At 61.4% G+C, this 17,109-nt stretch carries 14 protein-coding genes; 5 read left to right on the forward strand and 9 right to left on the reverse strand.

Annotated features, from left to right (window positions below; all coding sequences use genetic code 11):
- Positions 1-34 precede the first annotated feature (34 nt).
- Complete coding sequence (locus OIU37_RS28650; protein WP_264259375.1) at positions 35-1,234, forward strand: multidrug effflux MFS transporter; 1,200 nt, start codon at positions 35-37, stop codon at positions 1,232-1,234.
- A gap of 134 nt (positions 1,235-1,368) precedes the next feature.
- Positions 1,369-2,661 carry an MFS transporter gene (locus OIU37_RS28655; RefSeq protein ID WP_264259376.1) on the forward strand — a complete coding sequence of 431 codons (1,293 nt, stop codon included), beginning with the start codon at positions 1,369-1,371 and terminating at the stop codon, positions 2,659-2,661.
- Between the two features lie 32 nt (positions 2,662-2,693).
- Here the strand turns inward: OIU37_RS28655 and OIU37_RS28660 are convergent, their stop codons facing one another.
- From OIU37_RS28660 to OIU37_RS28680, 5 genes are all read right to left on the reverse strand, one after another.
- The gene (locus tag OIU37_RS28660) at positions 2,694-3,731 is read right to left on the reverse strand and encodes a LacI family DNA-binding transcriptional regulator (protein WP_222397694.1); all 1,038 of its coding nucleotides are present in this window, start codon (positions 3,729-3,731) and stop codon (positions 2,694-2,696) included.
- Between the two features lie 127 nt (positions 3,732-3,858).
- Positions 3,859-4,899, reverse strand: coding sequence for a LacI family DNA-binding transcriptional regulator (locus tag OIU37_RS28665; RefSeq protein WP_264259377.1), 1,041 nt, complete (start codon positions 4,897-4,899; stop codon positions 3,859-3,861).
- Positions 4,900-5,108: 209 nt separating this feature from the next.
- Positions 5,109-5,423: a hypothetical protein gene (locus OIU37_RS28670; protein WP_129419325.1), complete on the reverse strand. Its 315-nt coding sequence runs from the start codon at positions 5,421-5,423 to the stop codon at positions 5,109-5,111.
- 103 nt (positions 5,424-5,526) lie between these two features.
- Complete coding sequence (locus OIU37_RS28675) at positions 5,527-7,425, reverse strand: ABC transporter ATP-binding protein (protein ID WP_264259378.1); 1,899 nt, start codon at positions 7,423-7,425, stop codon at positions 5,527-5,529.
- 92 nt (positions 7,426-7,517) lie between these two features.
- Positions 7,518-9,479 carry an ABC transporter ATP-binding protein gene (locus OIU37_RS28680; RefSeq protein WP_264259379.1) on the reverse strand — a complete coding sequence of 654 codons (1,962 nt, stop codon included), beginning with the start codon at positions 9,477-9,479 and terminating at the stop codon, positions 7,518-7,520.
- A gap of 121 nt (positions 9,480-9,600) precedes the next feature.
- Between OIU37_RS28680 and OIU37_RS28685 the strand changes: the two genes are divergently transcribed.
- A complete protein-coding gene (locus OIU37_RS28685) occupies positions 9,601-10,218 on the forward strand; it encodes a flavodoxin family protein (RefSeq protein WP_264259380.1) in 618 nt (205 codons plus the stop codon).
- 265 nt (positions 10,219-10,483) lie between these two features.
- Here OIU37_RS28685 and OIU37_RS28690 read toward each other — a convergent pair whose 3' ends face one another.
- Genes OIU37_RS28690 through OIU37_RS28705 form a run of 4 tightly spaced genes read right to left on the reverse strand, consistent with a single transcriptional unit; the run spans position 10,484 to position 14,216 of the window.
- Entirely contained in the window at positions 10,484-11,257 is a 774-nt protein-coding gene (locus OIU37_RS28690; protein ID WP_171604975.1) for an ABC transporter permease, read from the reverse strand.
- Positions 11,241-12,071 carry an ABC transporter ATP-binding protein gene (locus tag OIU37_RS28695; RefSeq protein WP_171604976.1) on the reverse strand — a complete coding sequence of 277 codons (831 nt, stop codon included), beginning with the start codon at positions 12,069-12,071 and terminating at the stop codon, positions 11,241-11,243. Before OIU37_RS28695 ends, OIU37_RS28690 begins: the two co-directional genes overlap by 17 nt.
- Positions 12,072-12,083: 12 nt before the next feature.
- A complete protein-coding gene (locus OIU37_RS28700) occupies positions 12,084-13,085 on the reverse strand; it encodes an ABC transporter substrate-binding protein (protein ID WP_264259381.1) in 1,002 nt (333 codons plus the stop codon).
- Positions 13,086-13,133: 48 nt separating this feature from the next.
- Complete coding sequence (locus OIU37_RS28705; RefSeq protein WP_180696865.1) at positions 13,134-14,216, reverse strand: 4-oxalomesaconate tautomerase; 1,083 nt, start codon at positions 14,214-14,216, stop codon at positions 13,134-13,136.
- A gap of 114 nt (positions 14,217-14,330) precedes the next feature.
- On the opposite strand from OIU37_RS28705, the gene OIU37_RS28710 reads away from it, so the two are divergent.
- Entirely contained in the window at positions 14,331-15,227 is an 897-nt protein-coding gene (locus tag OIU37_RS28710) for a LysR family transcriptional regulator (RefSeq protein WP_180696866.1), read from the forward strand.
- Positions 15,228-15,689: 462 nt separating this feature from the next.
- Complete coding sequence (locus tag OIU37_RS28715) at positions 15,690-17,096, forward strand: FAD/NAD(P)-binding protein (RefSeq protein WP_264259382.1); 1,407 nt, start codon at positions 15,690-15,692, stop codon at positions 17,094-17,096.
- The last annotated feature ends 13 nt before the right edge of the window (positions 17,097-17,109 follow it).

The raw sequence follows: 17,109 nt of genomic DNA on the forward strand, positions 1-17,109 counted from the left end.
TGCCTCCGCTGCGCTTTTAAGAAAGATCACCCTTATGACGGCTTCATTCTTTCGCATTGCCCTCATTCTCGGCCTTTTGTCGGCCATCGGGCCTTTCGCCATCGACATGTATCTGCCTGCGCTGCCCTCCATCGGCCAGGACCTGCATGCCGACAACAACGTCACCCAGCTCACCCTTCTCGCCTTCTTCATCTCCTTTGCGCTCGCCCAGCTCGTCTATGGTCCGCTGTCGGATATGTGGGGCCGCAAGCTGCCGCTCTATCTCGGCATCGGCCTCTTCGCCATCGCCTCGATCGGCTGTGCGCTGGCGACCGATATCGAAACGCTCATCGCCTTCCGTTTCGTTCAGGGTATCGGCGGTGCCGCCGGCATGGTCATTCCGCGCGCCATCGTCCGCGATATGCACACCGGCGTGCAGGCCGCCCGCCTGATGTCGCTGCTGATGCTGGTCTTTTCGATCTCGCCGATCCTGGCGCCGCTGACGGGCAGCGCCGTCATCGAGTTCTACGGCTGGCGCGGCGTATTCTGGGCCGTGACGATCGCCGCCTTCATCGGCCTCGTCCTGCTCGCCACCCAGCTTGACGAAACCCGCTCGGCGACCGAACGCAGCGGCAGCGGTCTGAAGAGCGCCATGGCGGCCTACCGGCTGCTGCTCGCCGACCGCAATTTCCTGACGCTGACCTTCATCGGCGGCCTCGGCATTTCAAGCTTCCTGGTCTATCTCGCCAACTCGCCCTTCGTGCTGATCCAGCATTACGGGCTGACGCCGACGCAATACAGTTTCGCCTTCTCGATCAATGCCGTGTCCTTCTTCGCGGTATCGCAGGCGACGGGCTGGCTCGGCGAGCGTTTCGGCCTCGTGCGCGTCATGCGGATTGCGGTCAGCGCTTTTGCCCTTGCCATGGTCGTCATGGCGGTGGTGATGGCCGCGGGCTTCAACCAGCTGCCTGTCCTGGCGACTTTCCTGTTCATCGGCTACGGCTTCCTCGGCCTCGTCATCCCGACGAGCGCGGTGCTCGCGCTCGAGGATCACGGCGAGATCGCCGGCACCGCCTCGTCGCTGATGGGCACGCTGCATTTCGTGATCGCCGCCGTCGCCATGGTCATATCGAGCGTCTTCTTCGACGGCACGGCCGTTCCGATGGCCGCCGGCATCGCGCTCTGCGCCTTCTCGGCCTTCGTGCTGACCCAAGCAACGATCGGCCGCTGCGCCGCCGTCGCCGCCGCTGAATGATTAAAGACCGTACCGGCTTCGGGTACGGTCACATCATCAGGGTTGCGGCTGCGAGAAAATGCCGCGCCCGATTGAATATCGGCTGGCCGCGCTATTTATCCGATCCCGAAGCATGGTCATACCGGAGCACATTTATGGTCGACGAGAAGCGGCTGATCTCGAAAATCACCTGGAAGCTGATGCCGTTTCTCGGCATCCTTTATCTCATCGCCTATATCGACCGGCAGAACGTCAGCTTTGCCAAGCTGCAGATGGTCGATGCTCTCGGAATGAGCGAATATGCCTATGGTCTCGGTGCTTCGCTCTTCTTCATCGGCTATTTTCTCTTCGAGGTGCCGAGCAACCTCTTCCTCGATAAGCTCGGCGCCCGTGTCTGGTTCGCGCGCATCCTGGTTTCCTGGGGCATCGTCACGGTCGCGCTCGCCTTCACGCAGAACGCGACGATGTTCTATATCCTGCGCTTCCTGCTCGGTGTCTGCGAAGCCGGCTTCTTTCCCGGCGTCCTCTATCTGCTGACGCTCTGGTTTCCCTCGGCCTATCGCGGCAGGATGGTCGGGCTGTTCATGATCTTCAGCGCCATCGCCAATGCCGTCGGCGCGCCGCTCGGCGGTATGCTGCTCGATCTCGACGGTCTCTACGGCTTTGCCGGCTGGGAGTGGGTCTTCCTGGCGACGGGCGTTCCGGCTGTGATCGCCGGCATTGTCACTTTCTTCTATCTTCCCGGCCGGCCTGAAAACGCAAGCTTCCTGAATGGCGAGGAGAAGCAGTGGCTGGAACGAAGGCTCACTTCCGAAAATGCCGGCATGGGCGAGAATGCCTCAAACGGCTTCAAGGCGCTCATTGACCCGCGTGTCTTGCTGATGGCGCTCTGCTATATCGCCTTTCCGCTTTCGGCCTATGGTCTCAGCTATTGGCTGCCGACCATCGTCCAGGCCTTCGGCGTCAGCAACACGGTGAACGGATTCCTCAACATCATTCCCTGGGTGCTGGTCGCGGTCGCGCTCTATGTCGTTCCCGCCCTGGCCGACAAGGCGCAATCGAAGACGCCCTATATCGTCATTCCGGCTTTCATCGGCGCCGCCTGCTTGCTTCTCTCGGCGCTGATCCCGAACCACACTTTGCAATTCGCCTTCCTCTGCGTCGCCGCTGCTGGGATCTTCGCGCCTCAGCCGGTGTTCTGGAGCCTGCCCTCCCGTTTCCTCAAGGGGGCGGGGGCTGCGGCGGGCCTTGCCGCCATCAATTCGGTCGGAAATCTCGGCGGCTTCGTCGCCCAGAACGTCGTGCCCTGGATCAAGGAAGCGAGCGGCAGCACGATCGCGCCGATGTTCTTCCTGGCCGCCTGCCTTGCTACTGGAGCCCTGCTGGTCTTCGTCATCACGCGTCAGCTGTCGCACAGGGAGCATTCGACGGCTCCGAGCCGGGTCTGATCAAGCCGCCAAAAGTATCTACGCGGCGGGCTTCAGGCCGTCAGCGTGAAAGCGTCGCTTTCGCCGGGAACGAGTTCCAGCGGCCAGATCCTGTTGCGGGCGCCCTGCGGATAATGATCGGCATAGGCCGGCATGGTGGCGAGCAGGGTTTCGCCGAGCTGCGCGCCGAGATCGCGCAGCGACATGCGGAAGGAGGTCAGCGTCGGCTGCAGGAAATGCGTGCGCGGCTCCTCGCGGAAACCGACAACGGCGAGGTCGCGGCCGGGCACGATACCGGCCTCGGCAAGCCGGCGGTAAAGCCCGATCGCCATCAGCTCGTGGATCAGGATGATCGCCGTCGGCCGCTCTTCGATCATCAGCAATTCGTGGCCGGCCTGATAACCGCCCTGTTCGCTCGACTTGACCCGGATGACGAGGGCCGGGTCGAAGGCAATACCGTGCCGTTGCAGCGCCTGGCGGTAGGCGTCGAGGAAGAGATAGCCAAGATTGATGTCGGAGGAGGGGGCGGCCACCGCGATCCGTCGGTGGCCCTTGGAAACCAGCCGGTCGACGCCGCGCGCCGCCACGCCCTCGAAATCGAGGTCCATCCAGGTGTAGCTGCCGCCTGACGCACTGCGGCCAAGCGCCACGAAGGGGATGCGGGCCTTTTCCAGAAGCTCGATGCGCCTATCGGTGCGCCGTGTCGCCGAGATGATGAGCGCGTCGACGAGACGGCGCGCCACCATGCGCTTTAGATATTCGTGCGGGTCCTCGTCATCGGGGCAGGGCAGCATGACGAGATCGAGCTTGTGACGGGAAAAGACGCTCTGCAGCCCGTCGGTGACGCCAAGGAAGAAGTCGTCGCTGTTTTCGACCGTCTCGCGGCTGACTTCGAGCATCAGCCCGATGACGTTGGTCATGCCCTGGCGAAGGCTGCGGCCCGACTGGTTGGCGACGTAACCGAGCTCTTCGGCGGCGGCGAGCACGCGCCGGCGCGTTTCGTCGTTGACGTCGGGCTTGCCGTTCAGTGCCCGGGACACCGTTCCGATCGAAATGTCGAGATGCTCGGCGAGCTGGCGGATTCCCTTCATCTGCGGCGATCTTCCTCCCCAATGCATGTCGCCCAAAACTGTGCAGCGGTTTTGGGATAACGACATGCGTCAAACCGTCAGCCCTTCTTGCCACAGGATGACGCCTGCGAAAAGGCGGAGGGAGAGGTCAGGGTCTGAAGCTCTGGCGGATGACAAGCTCGGGAATGACGCGTTCGTAACCTGGAGGCAAGCCCGGGTTTTCAAGCCGCCGCTCCATCAGTTCGACGGCGCGCTGCGCCATGGTCAGCGGATCCTGGCGGAAGGTGGTCAGCTGATAGCTCAGCCAGGAGGATTCCGGCACGTCGTCGAAGCCGATGACGGCGACATCCTCGGGGATGCGCAGTTGCGCTTCCAGGCGCACGACATCCATCAGTCCGAAAGCGATCTGATCGTTGGCGCAGAAGACGGCGTCGGGCTTTATTGTCTGCGAAAAGAGCGCGCGTGCGGCGGTGACGCCGCCGTCATAGTCGGAATCGCCGCCGCGTCCGACGACGACGGATACACCGAGCGATTCGGCTGTCGACAGGAAGGCGCTTTCGCGCTCGATGATGGAAGGCGTTCCGGTGTTGGAGCCGATGACCGCCAGCCGCCGTCTGCCGCTTTCGTAAAAGGCCGTTGCCGCCTTGCGGGAGGCCTCGGAGTTGCCGGCGCGCACATGGTCGGCGTCGGGTTCCGAGCGGCCGATCACCACCAGCGGCTGGCCATTTCGCTGCGCGAGTTCGAAGAAACTCGCCGGTGGCGAGCCGGACAGGATGATGATCGCTTCGGCACGATGGCCGATCAGCATTTTCTGGGCGGCGAGCAGCTCGTCTTCCGTCTGGCCGGTATTGATGAGAATCGGGATGCTGCCGCGTTTGATCAGGCATTTGGCAAGCGCTGCGGCCAGATGTGCGCGAAAACCCACTTCCGGCCGGGTGGCGACGATGCCGACAAGGCGGCTCTGATTGGCAAGTACGCCGCGCGCCAGGTCGTTGACATGGTAGCCGAGTGCTTCGGCCGCCCGCAGCACCTTTTCGCGCGTTGCAGGCGCCACGCTGGTGCCCGGCGTGAAGGTGCGCGAGACGGCGGAGCGCGAAACGCCCGCCAATTGCGCTACCTGCTCGGCGCTGACGAAGCGCATACGTTCTTTCTTTGGCGTCTTGGCGCCATTCACTGGACCATCATTCATCGGCTTTCAGCTATTGGCCGTCTCTAACAGCCGGATGACAGGCGAACGAAGCAGCCAGAATTTTTTGCTGTGGGGAGTGACTGCGAACCAACTGCATCGGCCCAAACAGAAAAAACCGAGGCTGGCGGATGCAGCCTCGGTTGATGGGCGAAAATCAGCGGCGGCGACGAATCAGATCCGCGACGCCATAGGAAGGTCAGGTCCGCCCGCTACTCGCAGACCTGCACGGTTTCGGTATGATAGCCGCCGTCATAGCGGTTGCGGACATCGCGGTCCTCATACCAGCATCTCGGCGCCGGTTCGACATAGCGGGGACCATCGACATAACGCGGACCATCGACGTAGCGAGGGCCGCTATTGGCGATCGCGCCACCGATCAGACCGCCGACGACGCCTGCGGCAACGCCGCCAGCGATAGCCCGACCCGTGTCATCGTGATGATGGCGATCACGCGCGGCAGCGGGCTGAATGGCCGATCCAACAAGGGCCGTTGCGATCAACAGGCTGCTAATAACTCTCTTCATAACATTCTCCTCAGTGGCACTGATCCCCCGATAGGAAATAAATGCGGCAGCAAGGCGTTTGTTCGTTCAAACTTTGCGACAGCCATTAATGCATGTCCTGAGATCAAGTCGCTGAATCCGCCGCCGCCGTCTCTTCCAGCACGTCTTCGGGAATGTCGTCGAAGGAGGAGTAGTTGAGATTATAGAGCTTGGAATAGAGCTTGCCGTTCTTCATCAGCTGGCGGTGGTCGCCGCTTTCGATGATTTCGCCGTTCTGCAGCACGATGATGCGGTCCGCCTCGCGGATCGTCGCGAGGCGATGGGCAATGACAAGGCCGGTGCGGTTTTCGAGCAGTTTTACCAGCGCCTTCTGGATCAGCATCTCGGTGTAGCTGTCGATATTGGCAGTCGCCTCGTCGAGCACGAGGATCTTCGCGTCCGCCACCAGGGCACGGGCAAAGCTTAAAAGCTGGCGCTGGCCGAGCGACAGGTTGCCGCCGCGCTCGCCGAGGACACTGTCGTAACCATCGGGCAGGCGCATCACGAAGTCATGCGCGCCGACGGCCTTCGCCGCCTCGATCACCTGTTCGCGCGTCGCCTGCAGCTTGTGGTAGCGGATGTTTTCGAAGACCGTGCCGGTAAAGAGGAAGGGTTCCTGCAGCACCATGGCGATCTGCGCTCCGAGCGAATCCTGCGTCAGATCACGCACATCGTCGCCGCCGACCAGCACCTGGCCCTGCTGCACGTCGTAGAAGCGATGGATCAGCGACATGCAGCTCGATTTGCCAGACCCCGTCGGCCCAACCAGCGCCACCGTCTCGCCGGGATTGACCTTGAAGCTGACGTGCTTCAGCACCGGATGTTTCGGATTGTAGCCGAAGACGACGTCCTTGAATTCCACCGATCCGTCCATGTCGCGCGACAAGGCCTTGGCATCGGGCGCGTCCTTGATGTCGACAGGCACGTCGAGCACTTCGGTCAGCCGCTGGCCCGACGCCATGGCGCGCTGCATCACCGAATATTGCAGCGTCAGCGAACGGATCGGGTCGAAGAAGCGCTGGATGTAGAACAGGAAGGCGACGAGCACGCCGACATCGAGCGCCTGATTGAGAACGCGGGCGCCGCCGACGACGATGACGAGCGCCATCGCCACGCCGGTCAGGCTGTCGACGATGGGCACCATCACCTGCGCATAGCGCGCCGCCGTCAGATGCGTCTTGAGGTTGGCATGCGCCTTGTCGTCGTAAAGCGTGAAGTTGACGCCCTGCCTGTCCATGCTCTGGACGGCACGCACGCCATGGATCGCTTCTGCAAGCGCACCGTTCGCGACCGAATTGGTCTCGTGCGCGGCCATGAAGGATTTGCGCGCCAGCGGCAGCCAGAACAGCCGGACGATGAATAGCACCGGCAGCACCGAGAGCGTCAGCAGCCCCAATTTGAAATCGAGATAGAGCATCACGAAGACGATGCCGAAGAGCAGCACGATGTCGCCGACGGAGAGCACCGAGGTTTCGAGGAATTCCTGCATCGAGTTGACGTCGCCCTGCAGCCGCGACATCAGACGGCCGACCTCGGTCTTGTCCATGAAGGAGAGCGAGACGCGCTGGAGATGCGAAAACATCGCCTTGCGGATATCGAAGAGCACGTCCTCCGCCACGCCGCCAACCAGCGTCTCCTGCGCATAGCTTGCCGCATAGTTGATGAGGATGGCGATGGTGAAGGCGATGATCGACCAGACCAGGGCCGAATGGTTGCCGCCCGGCGACATGCCGTGGTCGATGGCATAGCGGATGATCAGCGGGATGGTGAGCTGCATCATCGTGAAGGTCAGAACGGCGACGACGGACCACAGAACCTGGCGGCGATAGGGGTGAACGAAAACCCAGATGCGCTTGACGATATTGCCGTCGAAGGCCTTGCCGAACATCTCCTCCTCGACGCGATGCGAACCGACCACCGCCCGCGGCGGTCGGCGTCCATCCTCGCGAACGTCGGGACGCTCGGTTTCCAGTTCCTCGGCCATGCCATTCCTCCCGCGGCCATCACGTCCGGTGGCCTGCATAGTCATTGCTTGTCCGCTCTTCTCCCCGGTGGGCAGAAGAAGGGAATCCATTGTTAGGCGCTCAGGACCTCGTCGCCCGGCCGCACCTGCAGGTCGTAGAGTGCCTTGTAGCGCCCGCCGAGCGAAAGCAGCGCTTCATGCGTTCCGCGCTCGACGATCCGGCCGTCTTCGACGAACAGGATCTGGTCGGCATGCATCAGCGAACTCAGGCGGTGGGCGACGATGATCGTCACGCGGTCGGCCGCATAGCGGCGCATGGCGCCGCGGATGCGCTGCTCGGTGGCGGCGTCGATAGCCGCCGTCGAATCGTCGAACACCATCACCGCCGGTTTCAGCATCAACGCACGGGCGATCGAAAGACGCTGGCGCTGGCCGCCGGACAGCGAAACGCCGCGCTCGCCGACGACGGTGCCGTAACCTATGGGAAGGCCGAGCACGTAATTGTGCAGCTGGGCGCTTTCACTGGCGCGTTCGATGCGGCCTTCCTTCGCCCAAGGGTCGCCATAGGCGATGTTGTTCTCGATCGTCGTCGTGAACAGGAAGGAATCCTGCTGCACGACGGCAACCGCCCGACGCAGCGATTGCAGCGTCACCTTGCGGATGTCCTGGCCGTCGATCGTGATCTTGCCGCCGCTGACGTCGTAGAAGCGGGGAATGAGATGGGCGATCGTCGACTTGCCGCTGCCCGGAGGCCCGACGATGCCGATCGTCTGGCCGCGGCGGGCTTCGAAGGAGACATCGTCGAGCACGGTGCGCTTTTCCGAACCGGGATAGGCGAAGCTGACATTCTCGAAGCGCAGCACGCCGTCCGTCACCGCCAATTGCTTAGCATCCGGCGCATCCTTGATCGCGATGTCGAGGTCGAGAAGGGCAAAGAGGCGCGAGCCGCAGGTGGAGGCGCGGGCAAAGGCATTGACCATCAGGCCGAGCTGGCGCACCGGCATCTGCAGGATGGTCATGAAGGTCAGGAACGAGGCCAGCGTGCCGACGGTGATTTCGCCCGACATCACCTTGCCGCCGCCGACCCAGAGCACGAGGCCCATCGCCGCGAAGAAGGAGAAGGTCATGGCGCTGGTGTTGGTGACGCGGATGCCGACGCGCTGATGCGCGAGCGCGAGCGCGCTCTTCGACGCCGCCTCGAATTTCGAAATCTCGTGTTCGTGGGCGGCAAAGGCGCGCACGACGCGAATGCCGCCGAGATTTTCCTCCATGATGCGGGTCAGCACCGAAAGCCGCTCCTGCAGGTCGAGCCAGGTGGCGCGCAGCTTGAGCTGCGTCACCGACGAGCGCCAGCCGACGAAAGGCACGAAACTCAGCGCCAGGAGACCGAGCACGGTATCGGTCGACAGCAGCATATAGGCGCCGATGCCGATCAGGATCGACAGCAGGATCATCCGGACGAGCGCGGTGGAAAAATACATGCGCACGCCTTCGAGATCGAGCAGGCCGACGGTGATCAGGTCGCCGGAATGCACGGTGTCATGAAAGCTGAAGGACAGTCGCTGGATCTTCTCGTAGCAGGCCAGCCGCAACTCGTAGCCGATGTGATGGCCGACGGCTTCGCCGTAATAGTTCTGAACCATAGTGAAGAGGCCGCGCAACACACTGGCGCCGAGCAGTAGCAGGGCCGTGGTCAGAAGCGCGTCCTGGGCCGCCTGGCCGGCTGCACCGCCGCTCATCGCCATCTGCGTATGGTCGACGGCTTGGCCGAGAAGGCGCGGGATCATCAGCTGGAAGGTGGAGGCAACAAGCGTGGCGCCGATCGCAAAGCCGGATTGCCAGGGGTGGCGGAAGGCCATCATGGTGATGCGCACCAGTGTGTAGAGGCCTCGGCCCCAGCCTGCCGCAGTTGCAAGCGCCATCGAAGCCGAAGGCTTCGTCGCGCGTATTAACGCATCGCTGCTCACGGTATTTTTTCCAATAGATGTGTGGTCGGACGCTGGCCCGAAAAGACGGCAAATCCATGAAGGGATTGATAGCACCGACACTTTTGCCGATTCCATTTGGGGGTTCAAGTAAAGAATTCACCAGTTGGTTATTTTTACGTGAGGTCTCCTCGCATCCCGACAGGAACAATCTGCGCGCGAACGGGTTGCAGCAGGCGAATGCCAACCGCCGACGGTGCCGGAGAGACCCATGCCGCTGAAAGCCCTCGCCCTCAACGCCACGCTGAAGACCAGCGACGCCAAGGACGCGTCCTCGACCGACCGAATGATCGGTCTCATCGACAAGGCGATGTCCGCTTATGGCGTTGAGACCGAAGTGCTCCGGCTGGCCGATTTCAACGTCAAGCCCGGCGTCACCTCCGACGAAGGCGCCGGCGATGACTGGCCCGATATTCGCGCCAAGGTGCTCTCCGCCGATATCCTGCTGATGGCGACGCCGATCTGGCTCGGCCAGCCATCCAGTGTCTGCAAGCGGGCGCTCGAGCGCATGGACGCCTTCCTCGACGAAACCGACGATCAGGGCCGGATGGTGTCTTACGGAAGGGTGGCTGCCGTCGCCGTCGTCGGCAATGAGGACGGCGCCCATCATGTCTCCGCCGAACTCTATCAGGCGCTGAACGATGTCGGTTTCACCATTCCGGCAAATGCCGTTGCCTACTGGGTCGGCGAGGCGATGGGCTCCACCAATTTCGTCGATCTCGACAGGGTGCCGAAGGTCGTGACGACAGCCGTCGATATGCTGGCGCGCAACACGGCGCATCTGGCCGGCCTATTGAAGGCGAAGCAATATCCGGGCGAAGGCGACTGAAGAAATGCGGTGAAACGCGGCCTAGGGCGGGGCCGCCTTGCCCTTCCAGGTCGCCTGCGGGCCGCTCGTAGGACCCGATCCTGCGGCATGTTTGTGAATGGCCGCATGAACCTCATCAATGCACGATCCGCTGTTTATGCGTTGAACCCCAATCTGCACAGGTGCGGCCGAAGCCGCAGAGGAGTTGCGATGACGGTTCAGGGACTTTTTTCGGCGAGAGCCAATGCGGCGGCGCAGATCTCCGCCGTGCCGCGCATTGCGATCGTCACGCCGGCCGTTCGGAATCGCTTGCTCGCCACTTGATGAGGCGCTTCTCGGCGATGTCAAGAATGCTGTCGATAATCAAGACGAAGATCGCGAGGATCAGGATGCCCGCGAAGACTCCAACTGCATCGAAATTGCCTTCGGCCTGAGCGATCAGATAGCCGAGCCCGGCAGAGGAGCCGAGATACTCGCCGATGATTGCCCCCACAACGGCGAAGCCGACCGAAGTGCGCAAGGACGACAGAATCCAGCTTGCCGCTGCCGGGAAGTAGACATGGCGGAGCAGGTCCGACCGCTTGGCTCCTAAAATGCGAGCGTTCGACAGCACCACCGGGTTGACTTCGCGGACGCCTTGCATGGCGTTGAAGAAGGTGACGAAAAAAACGAGCGTCACGGCGAGCGCCACTTTGGACCACAGACCGAGGCCGAGCCAAAGCACGAAGATTGGCGCAAGCACGACTCGAGGGATCGCGTTCAAGCCTTTGATAAAAGGGTCCAGGATGCGCGCCGCCGAGCGGCTGAGGCCGAGCCAAACGCCTGCCGCGACGCCAAGTGCCGTTCCGACCAGATAGCCGAGCACGGTTTCCGTCAACGTGATCGCCACATGGCTATAAAAGCTGACGTCCGCGACCCAGGATACGACCTGGTTGAAGATGTCGACCGGCGCCGGGAAAAAGAAGACGTCAATGACGCCTGCCGCGACACCGAGCTGCCAGCCGCCGACAATTGCCACAAGCAGCACGATTTGGATAAGGCGTTCAGTCATGACGTTCATAGCTTTTCTCCACTTCGCCGCGCAGCGATGACCAGATGTTGCGATAAAGATCCATGAAGCGCGGATCGAGCTTGATTTCAGCGACATCACGCGGACGTTCGAGGTCGACAGGGAAGCTGTCGATCACCCGCGAGCGCGGTCCGGCGGCAAGCACGACGACCCGATCTCCGAGAGCAATGGCCTCTTCGAGGTCGTGCGTTATCATCACCACGGCGCGCCGTTCCTCCTGCCAAAGACGCAACAGCTCGTTCTGCATCAGGTGACGGGTATGGATGTCAAGCGCGGAGAAGGGCTCGTCCATAAGGATGACCTTGGGGCCGGTAATCAGCGCCTGGGCCATCTGAACGCGCTTGCGCTGACCGCCGGAAAGCTGATGTGGATAGCGATGCTCGAACCCTTTGAGCCCGACTTTCGCCAGCCATCTCATCGACCGCTCGCGGCGTTCGGCAGCGCCGACACCTTTGAACATGGGGCCGAGCTCCACGTTTTCGATTGCGGTCTTCCACGGAAGCAATGCATCCTGCTGGAACAAATAACCGATGTCGTTCTGGATCCCGCGCACGGGCTGTCCATCGATGGAAACAATGCCACTTGCAGGTTTCAGGAGACCGGCAATGGCATTGAGTATGGTGCTCTTGCCGCATCCAGTAGGTCCGACGATGGCGAGGAACTCGCCATCGGAGACACTAAGGTTGACATCCTGGACGGCAACATAGGCGCCGAAGGACATGGTGACCGAGTCGATGGAAACCATCGGCTTTGCTTGACTCGGATTGTTCGTCGGGGGTGCGGTTTTCAATACGGCCAATTCCATGACCTCCTCCTGTCAGTTGGCAGCGGCGTCGGGGACCTTGTCGACGAACTCGTTCGTGTAGGTTTTCGTAAGGTCGATTTCAGCTGCGGCGACTTTTTCGTTGAAGCTCTTCAGGACGGCGAGCGGAATCTTGATGTCTTCCTCGTTTATGCGCCCGTCCTTGGAGAAGATCGCCTTCGCGTTCTCCACTGCCTTGATGTAAGTGTCACGATCGCCGGAAATGAACTCCTTCGGGAGTTTTTCGACGATCTCTTCAGCGGAATGGCTATTCATCCATTCGAGCGCTTTGACGGTCGCATTGGTGACCTTCTGAATGGTCTCGGGGTTTTCATCGATATAGTGCTGTGTGGCGTAGAGGACGGAGGTTGGGTAAATCCCGCCATAGATCGCTCTGGCGCCGTCGTCGCTGCGACCGTCGATCAGGATCTTGCCGACACCCTTGGCCTCGATGAAGGTGGCAGCCGGGTCGTAATTGACGAGTAGGTCGACTTTGCCCTGTTCAAGCGCTGCGACAGCGGCCGACCCGGAGCCGACACCGATCAGAGAAACGTCGTTTGCGGACAAGCCGTTGCGTTGTACGTAGTAGCGGACAAAGAAGTCGGAAGACGAACCCGGCGAGGTGATCCCGACTTTTGCACCTTTGATCGTTTCCGGCTTTGCCGGATCGAATTTACTATCCTTGCCCCCAGCCAGAACGAGCCCTGAATTGCGGGCGAGCTGCACGAACGCCACGACGGCCTTCTTCTGCGATTGCATCTGGATCGTATGGTCGTAGAAGCCGACGGCGATGTCCGTTGAGCCTGCAACAAGCGCCTGAAGCGTCTTCGAGCCGCCCGACGCAAAGTTTTCCACGGTCACCTCCAGCCCCTCCTTTTCATAAAGGCCGAGCCCTTGGGCGACGGGAAAGGGAAGATTGTTGAGGTTGTAGGATCCGACACTGATACGGACTGGATCCGCCAATGCGGAGCCGGTAAACGCGACAGTTGCCGCGAGGGCGAGCATAAACTTGCGCATGATGATATTCTCCTCCTGTTGGTGGCGCCCTCCCGGCGGCCAGAGCTATTATGCCGCGCAACCCAGTTGCGTGACAGGTTTTGCTAACACATGTCCTTCGAACAGCCGGCGGGCAGTGCGAAGAATTCCGGCGACGACCTTGCTGTCCCGCTCATACAGTTTGACATCCAGGTGGCCGCTGGGGTGCTCGATGGAAAGAACAACCGGGGGAGCTTGCCTGCCGATCAGAAGCGAAGCGACCGTATCCTGGCTGATACAGGCCGTGGCGATCCCAACGGCGCCCGTGGTCGCCAAGGATGGATGACATTGATGCGGCATGAAATACCGCACGCTGATGTCGCCTCCGGTCTTTGGACGGGATATGAGCACCGGCTTTGGCGTTACCTGATTGCGCACGTCTCCAAGGCCCATTCGTTCGCCAGCGGCGATGCGCAACTTTTCCAGGCGTTCAAGCAATTCCTTATCAGCGTTGAGTTCTGCCGCTGATTCCAAGCCGGTTGTGCCGATCGAAACTGCCTCGATCAAGATCATCGGCATGGCGCAGTCGATGCAGGTGACAGCGACGCCATCGATCAGGTCGATGGGTTTGCCGGTGGGAAAGAGCTGTCCGGTACGAGCCCCGGCTGCGTCCATGAAAGTCAGCGCGATCGGTGCTGCACGGCCGGGCACGCCGTCAATCGCAGCTTCCCCGAGATAGGAGACGCCGCCATTTGGGGTAGGGACTTCGGCCTCGATCAGCTTGCCGGTGTTGACGTTATGGATCCTTACGAGCGTGGTGTCTCCACGAACCGGGACAAGTCCAGCTTCGATGGCAAACGGTCCGACTGCCGCAAGCATGTTGCCGCAGTTCGGCGAGGTGTCGACTATCTGTTGATCGACCCGCACCTGAGCAAAGAGATAATCCACGTCCGCGCCAGGAACGGTGGCAGGTCCAACGATGGCCACCTTGCTCGTGACCGGGTTGCCGCCACCAATCCCATCGATTTGCAACGGATGGCCCGAGCCCATGATCGAGAGCAGGATTTGGTCACGCTGATCGGCAGCCGCGGGAAGGTCGCTCGCAAGGAAGAACGGGCCTTTTGATGTGCCGCCTCTCATCAGAACGCAAGGGATAGCCGTCAGGTCGTTCATTGCTTGTGCTTCCATCGGAATTATGTCATCGCCGTATCAATCGGCGCTCTTTGATCCAATTATCGGAGAAAGCGTTTATTTGTGAAATGCTAAGAATCACAGGATTGATGCACAATGAGCATTAATTGCGAAATTCTTGACCTTCGAGCCTTCCTGGGGGTCGTAGAGTTGGAGAGCTTTAATCGCGCTGCGGACGCTCTGCATATGTCCCAGCCTGCGTTGAGCCGCCGCATTCAAAAATTGGAGCAGGTTATCGGGGCGCCGCTCTTGGAACGGACGACCAGGCACGTATCCGCGACGGCTCTCGGTACGGAACTCGTGCCGCTCGTCCGACGCATGCTCGAGGAATTTGATGGCTCTCTCTTTGCTGTCCGTGACGTTGGACCCAATCGAGGCGGATTGGTGACGATTGCATGCCTTCCAACCGCGGCATTCTACTTCCTGCCTACGGTCATCCGCCAGTTCAATGAAGACTATCCGAACATCCGCTTTCGTATCCTCGATCTGCCTGCCACGGACGGTCTTCGCGCCGTGGCAAGTGGGGAGGTGGAGTTCGGCATAAACATCATGGGCACTTCCGACCCCGACCTCACCTTCGAGCGGCTTGCGGAAGATCCATTCGTGCTTGCGGCGCGAAAGGATCATCCTCTTGCGACAAAACAATGGGTCGAGTGGGCGGAACTAGAGCCCTATCATTTGATTACGGTTCATCGGTCGAGCGGCAACAGAACGCTGCTGGACGCGGCACTGGCAAAATCCAACATCAAACTTCGCTGGTTCTACGAGGTAACACATCTGTCTACCTCCCTCGGGTTGGTGGAGGCGGGCCTCGGGATCTCGGTGCTGCCACGAATGGCAACCCCGCGAGAAGATCACCCATTCCTGATCACCCGCCCCATCCGCAATCCCGAGATATCCCGCACAATCGGTGTGGTTCGACGTCGCGGCGGCACCTTGTCGCCGGCGGCAGAGCGGTTTCTTGAGATGCTGATAGGTGTATGGGGAGCGTGATTGAAAGGCTCGGCGCAACGCAAACGTGGCCGGGTTGAAGATACGCTAAGAAGAAGCGCAGAAAGTAGATGGCCGAAACCTCCGATATTGACCCGCAAATCGGCGGATCTGGCAAATCTGCTGGAGACGAGGTGGTACCGGGCCAAGGCTGATGACGAGTCGCGGCCCTGCGGCGCGAGGCTGTTTGATCGAAAATATGCCGTGATTCCGACAACTTAAGCATCGCGCCTAATAAACCCCTTGCCACTGCCGGTTTTTAGCGCTTTCATACACGACTAGTTTGATAGACTATGGGTGGGGCGGCCTTGCCCTTCTCAAAGCGCCTGCGGGCCGCTCGTACGGACCCGATCCTGCGGCATATGTTTGTGAATGGCCGCATGAACCTCATCAACGCATGATCCGCTGTTTATGCGTTGAACCTCAATCTGCACAGGGTGCGGCCGAAGCCGCAGAGGAGTTGCGATGACGGTTCAGGGACTTTTTTCGGCGAGAGCCAATGCGGCGGCGCAGATCTCTGCCGTCCCGCGCATTGCGATCGTCGGGCGCGGCTTTTCCGGCATGATGACGGCGATCGCGCTGATGAAGACAGTGCGTGCACCCTTCCATCTACAGCTGTTCGATCCGAATTCGTCGGTCAGCGGTGGGCAGGCGCTGGCCTCGGTCCGTTCCTCGACTATCCTCAACACCCGCGTCCGCGATCTCTCGGTCTCGGTCGGAGACAATGACGATTTCAACGACTGGCTCTGCAGCAACGCCGCCTTCCGCGCCGCCGTGCCGGCCGCCATTCCCGGATTCCGGCAGATCTTCGTGCCGAAGGAAATCTTCAGCGATTATGTCTACCAGCGCTTTTCGGAAGCACTCGCCGCGCGCAGGGACATCACCGTTCAGGTCTGCAACGATCCGGTCGTGGCGATCCGAAAGAGCCACGGCAACCGCTTCCTGCTCGAAAGCGCCAATCCCGCCAATCCGCTGTTTGATACCGTCATCCTCGCCACCGGCTACGGCCTGACGGCGCCGGATTCAGGCGGTGAGGACGCTTCGCCGGTCCGGGCCCAACGCCTCGTCGCGCGGCCGCATGCAGTGCTTCTCGGCAGCGGCATCCGCGTCGTCGACCAGTTGCTGCAGCTGCGCGATTCCGGTTATGCCGGCCAGGTGACGATCATTTCCCGGCGCGGCTTCCTGCCCCAGAGCCATACGCCGAATTCCGCCGATCCGGTGTTCCCGGCTGAAGCGCTGCCTCAGAGCCTGCCGGAGATCGTGCGCTTCATCCGTGAAGCCTGTCGCGAGGCGGAGGAAGCGGGCCGAAGCTGGCAATCGGTGATGAACGGCCTCAGAAACCATGCCCGCTCGCTCTGGCGCTCGCTGCCGGCCCGCGACAAGCATCAGTTCAACCGGCATCTCAGGGCGATCTACGACAGCCACCGCAATCGCCTGCCGGAAGACATGTACCTGCGCCTGAGACGCGAACTTGCCGAAGGCCGCACGGTGCTGCGCCGCGGCCGGGCCGGCCGCCGGGGCCTGAGCGGCCTGTTCTTCACACCGGCCGGTTCCTCTGTCGAGGAAGTCATCCATACCGAGCGCATCATCGATTGCCGCTGTCAGGCGCCGGATCTTTCAGCGCCCTTGATGCAGAGCCTGCTTTCCGCCGGCCTCGCCATGCCGGACGAGCTCTCGCTGGGGCTCGCGGTCAACGCGCGCGGCGAGCCCTTCCTGGAGGATGGTTCGACGGTCGCCGGGCTCTTTGCCGTCGGACCGCTGGGCCTCGGCAGCCTGCCCGATATCGATCTCGTGCCGGAGATCGTCTCGCAGGCCTATGCCGCCGCCGAGCGCGTCGGCGAGAGGTTCTACCCGCAGGTCAAGGCCGTCTGAAAATTTGAGGCTG

Origin of the sequence: Rhizobium sp. BT-226 (assembly GCF_025847085.2) — a bacterium.
In the GTDB taxonomy this organism is placed as follows: Bacteria; Pseudomonadota; Alphaproteobacteria; order Rhizobiales; family Rhizobiaceae; genus Rhizobium; species Rhizobium sophorae.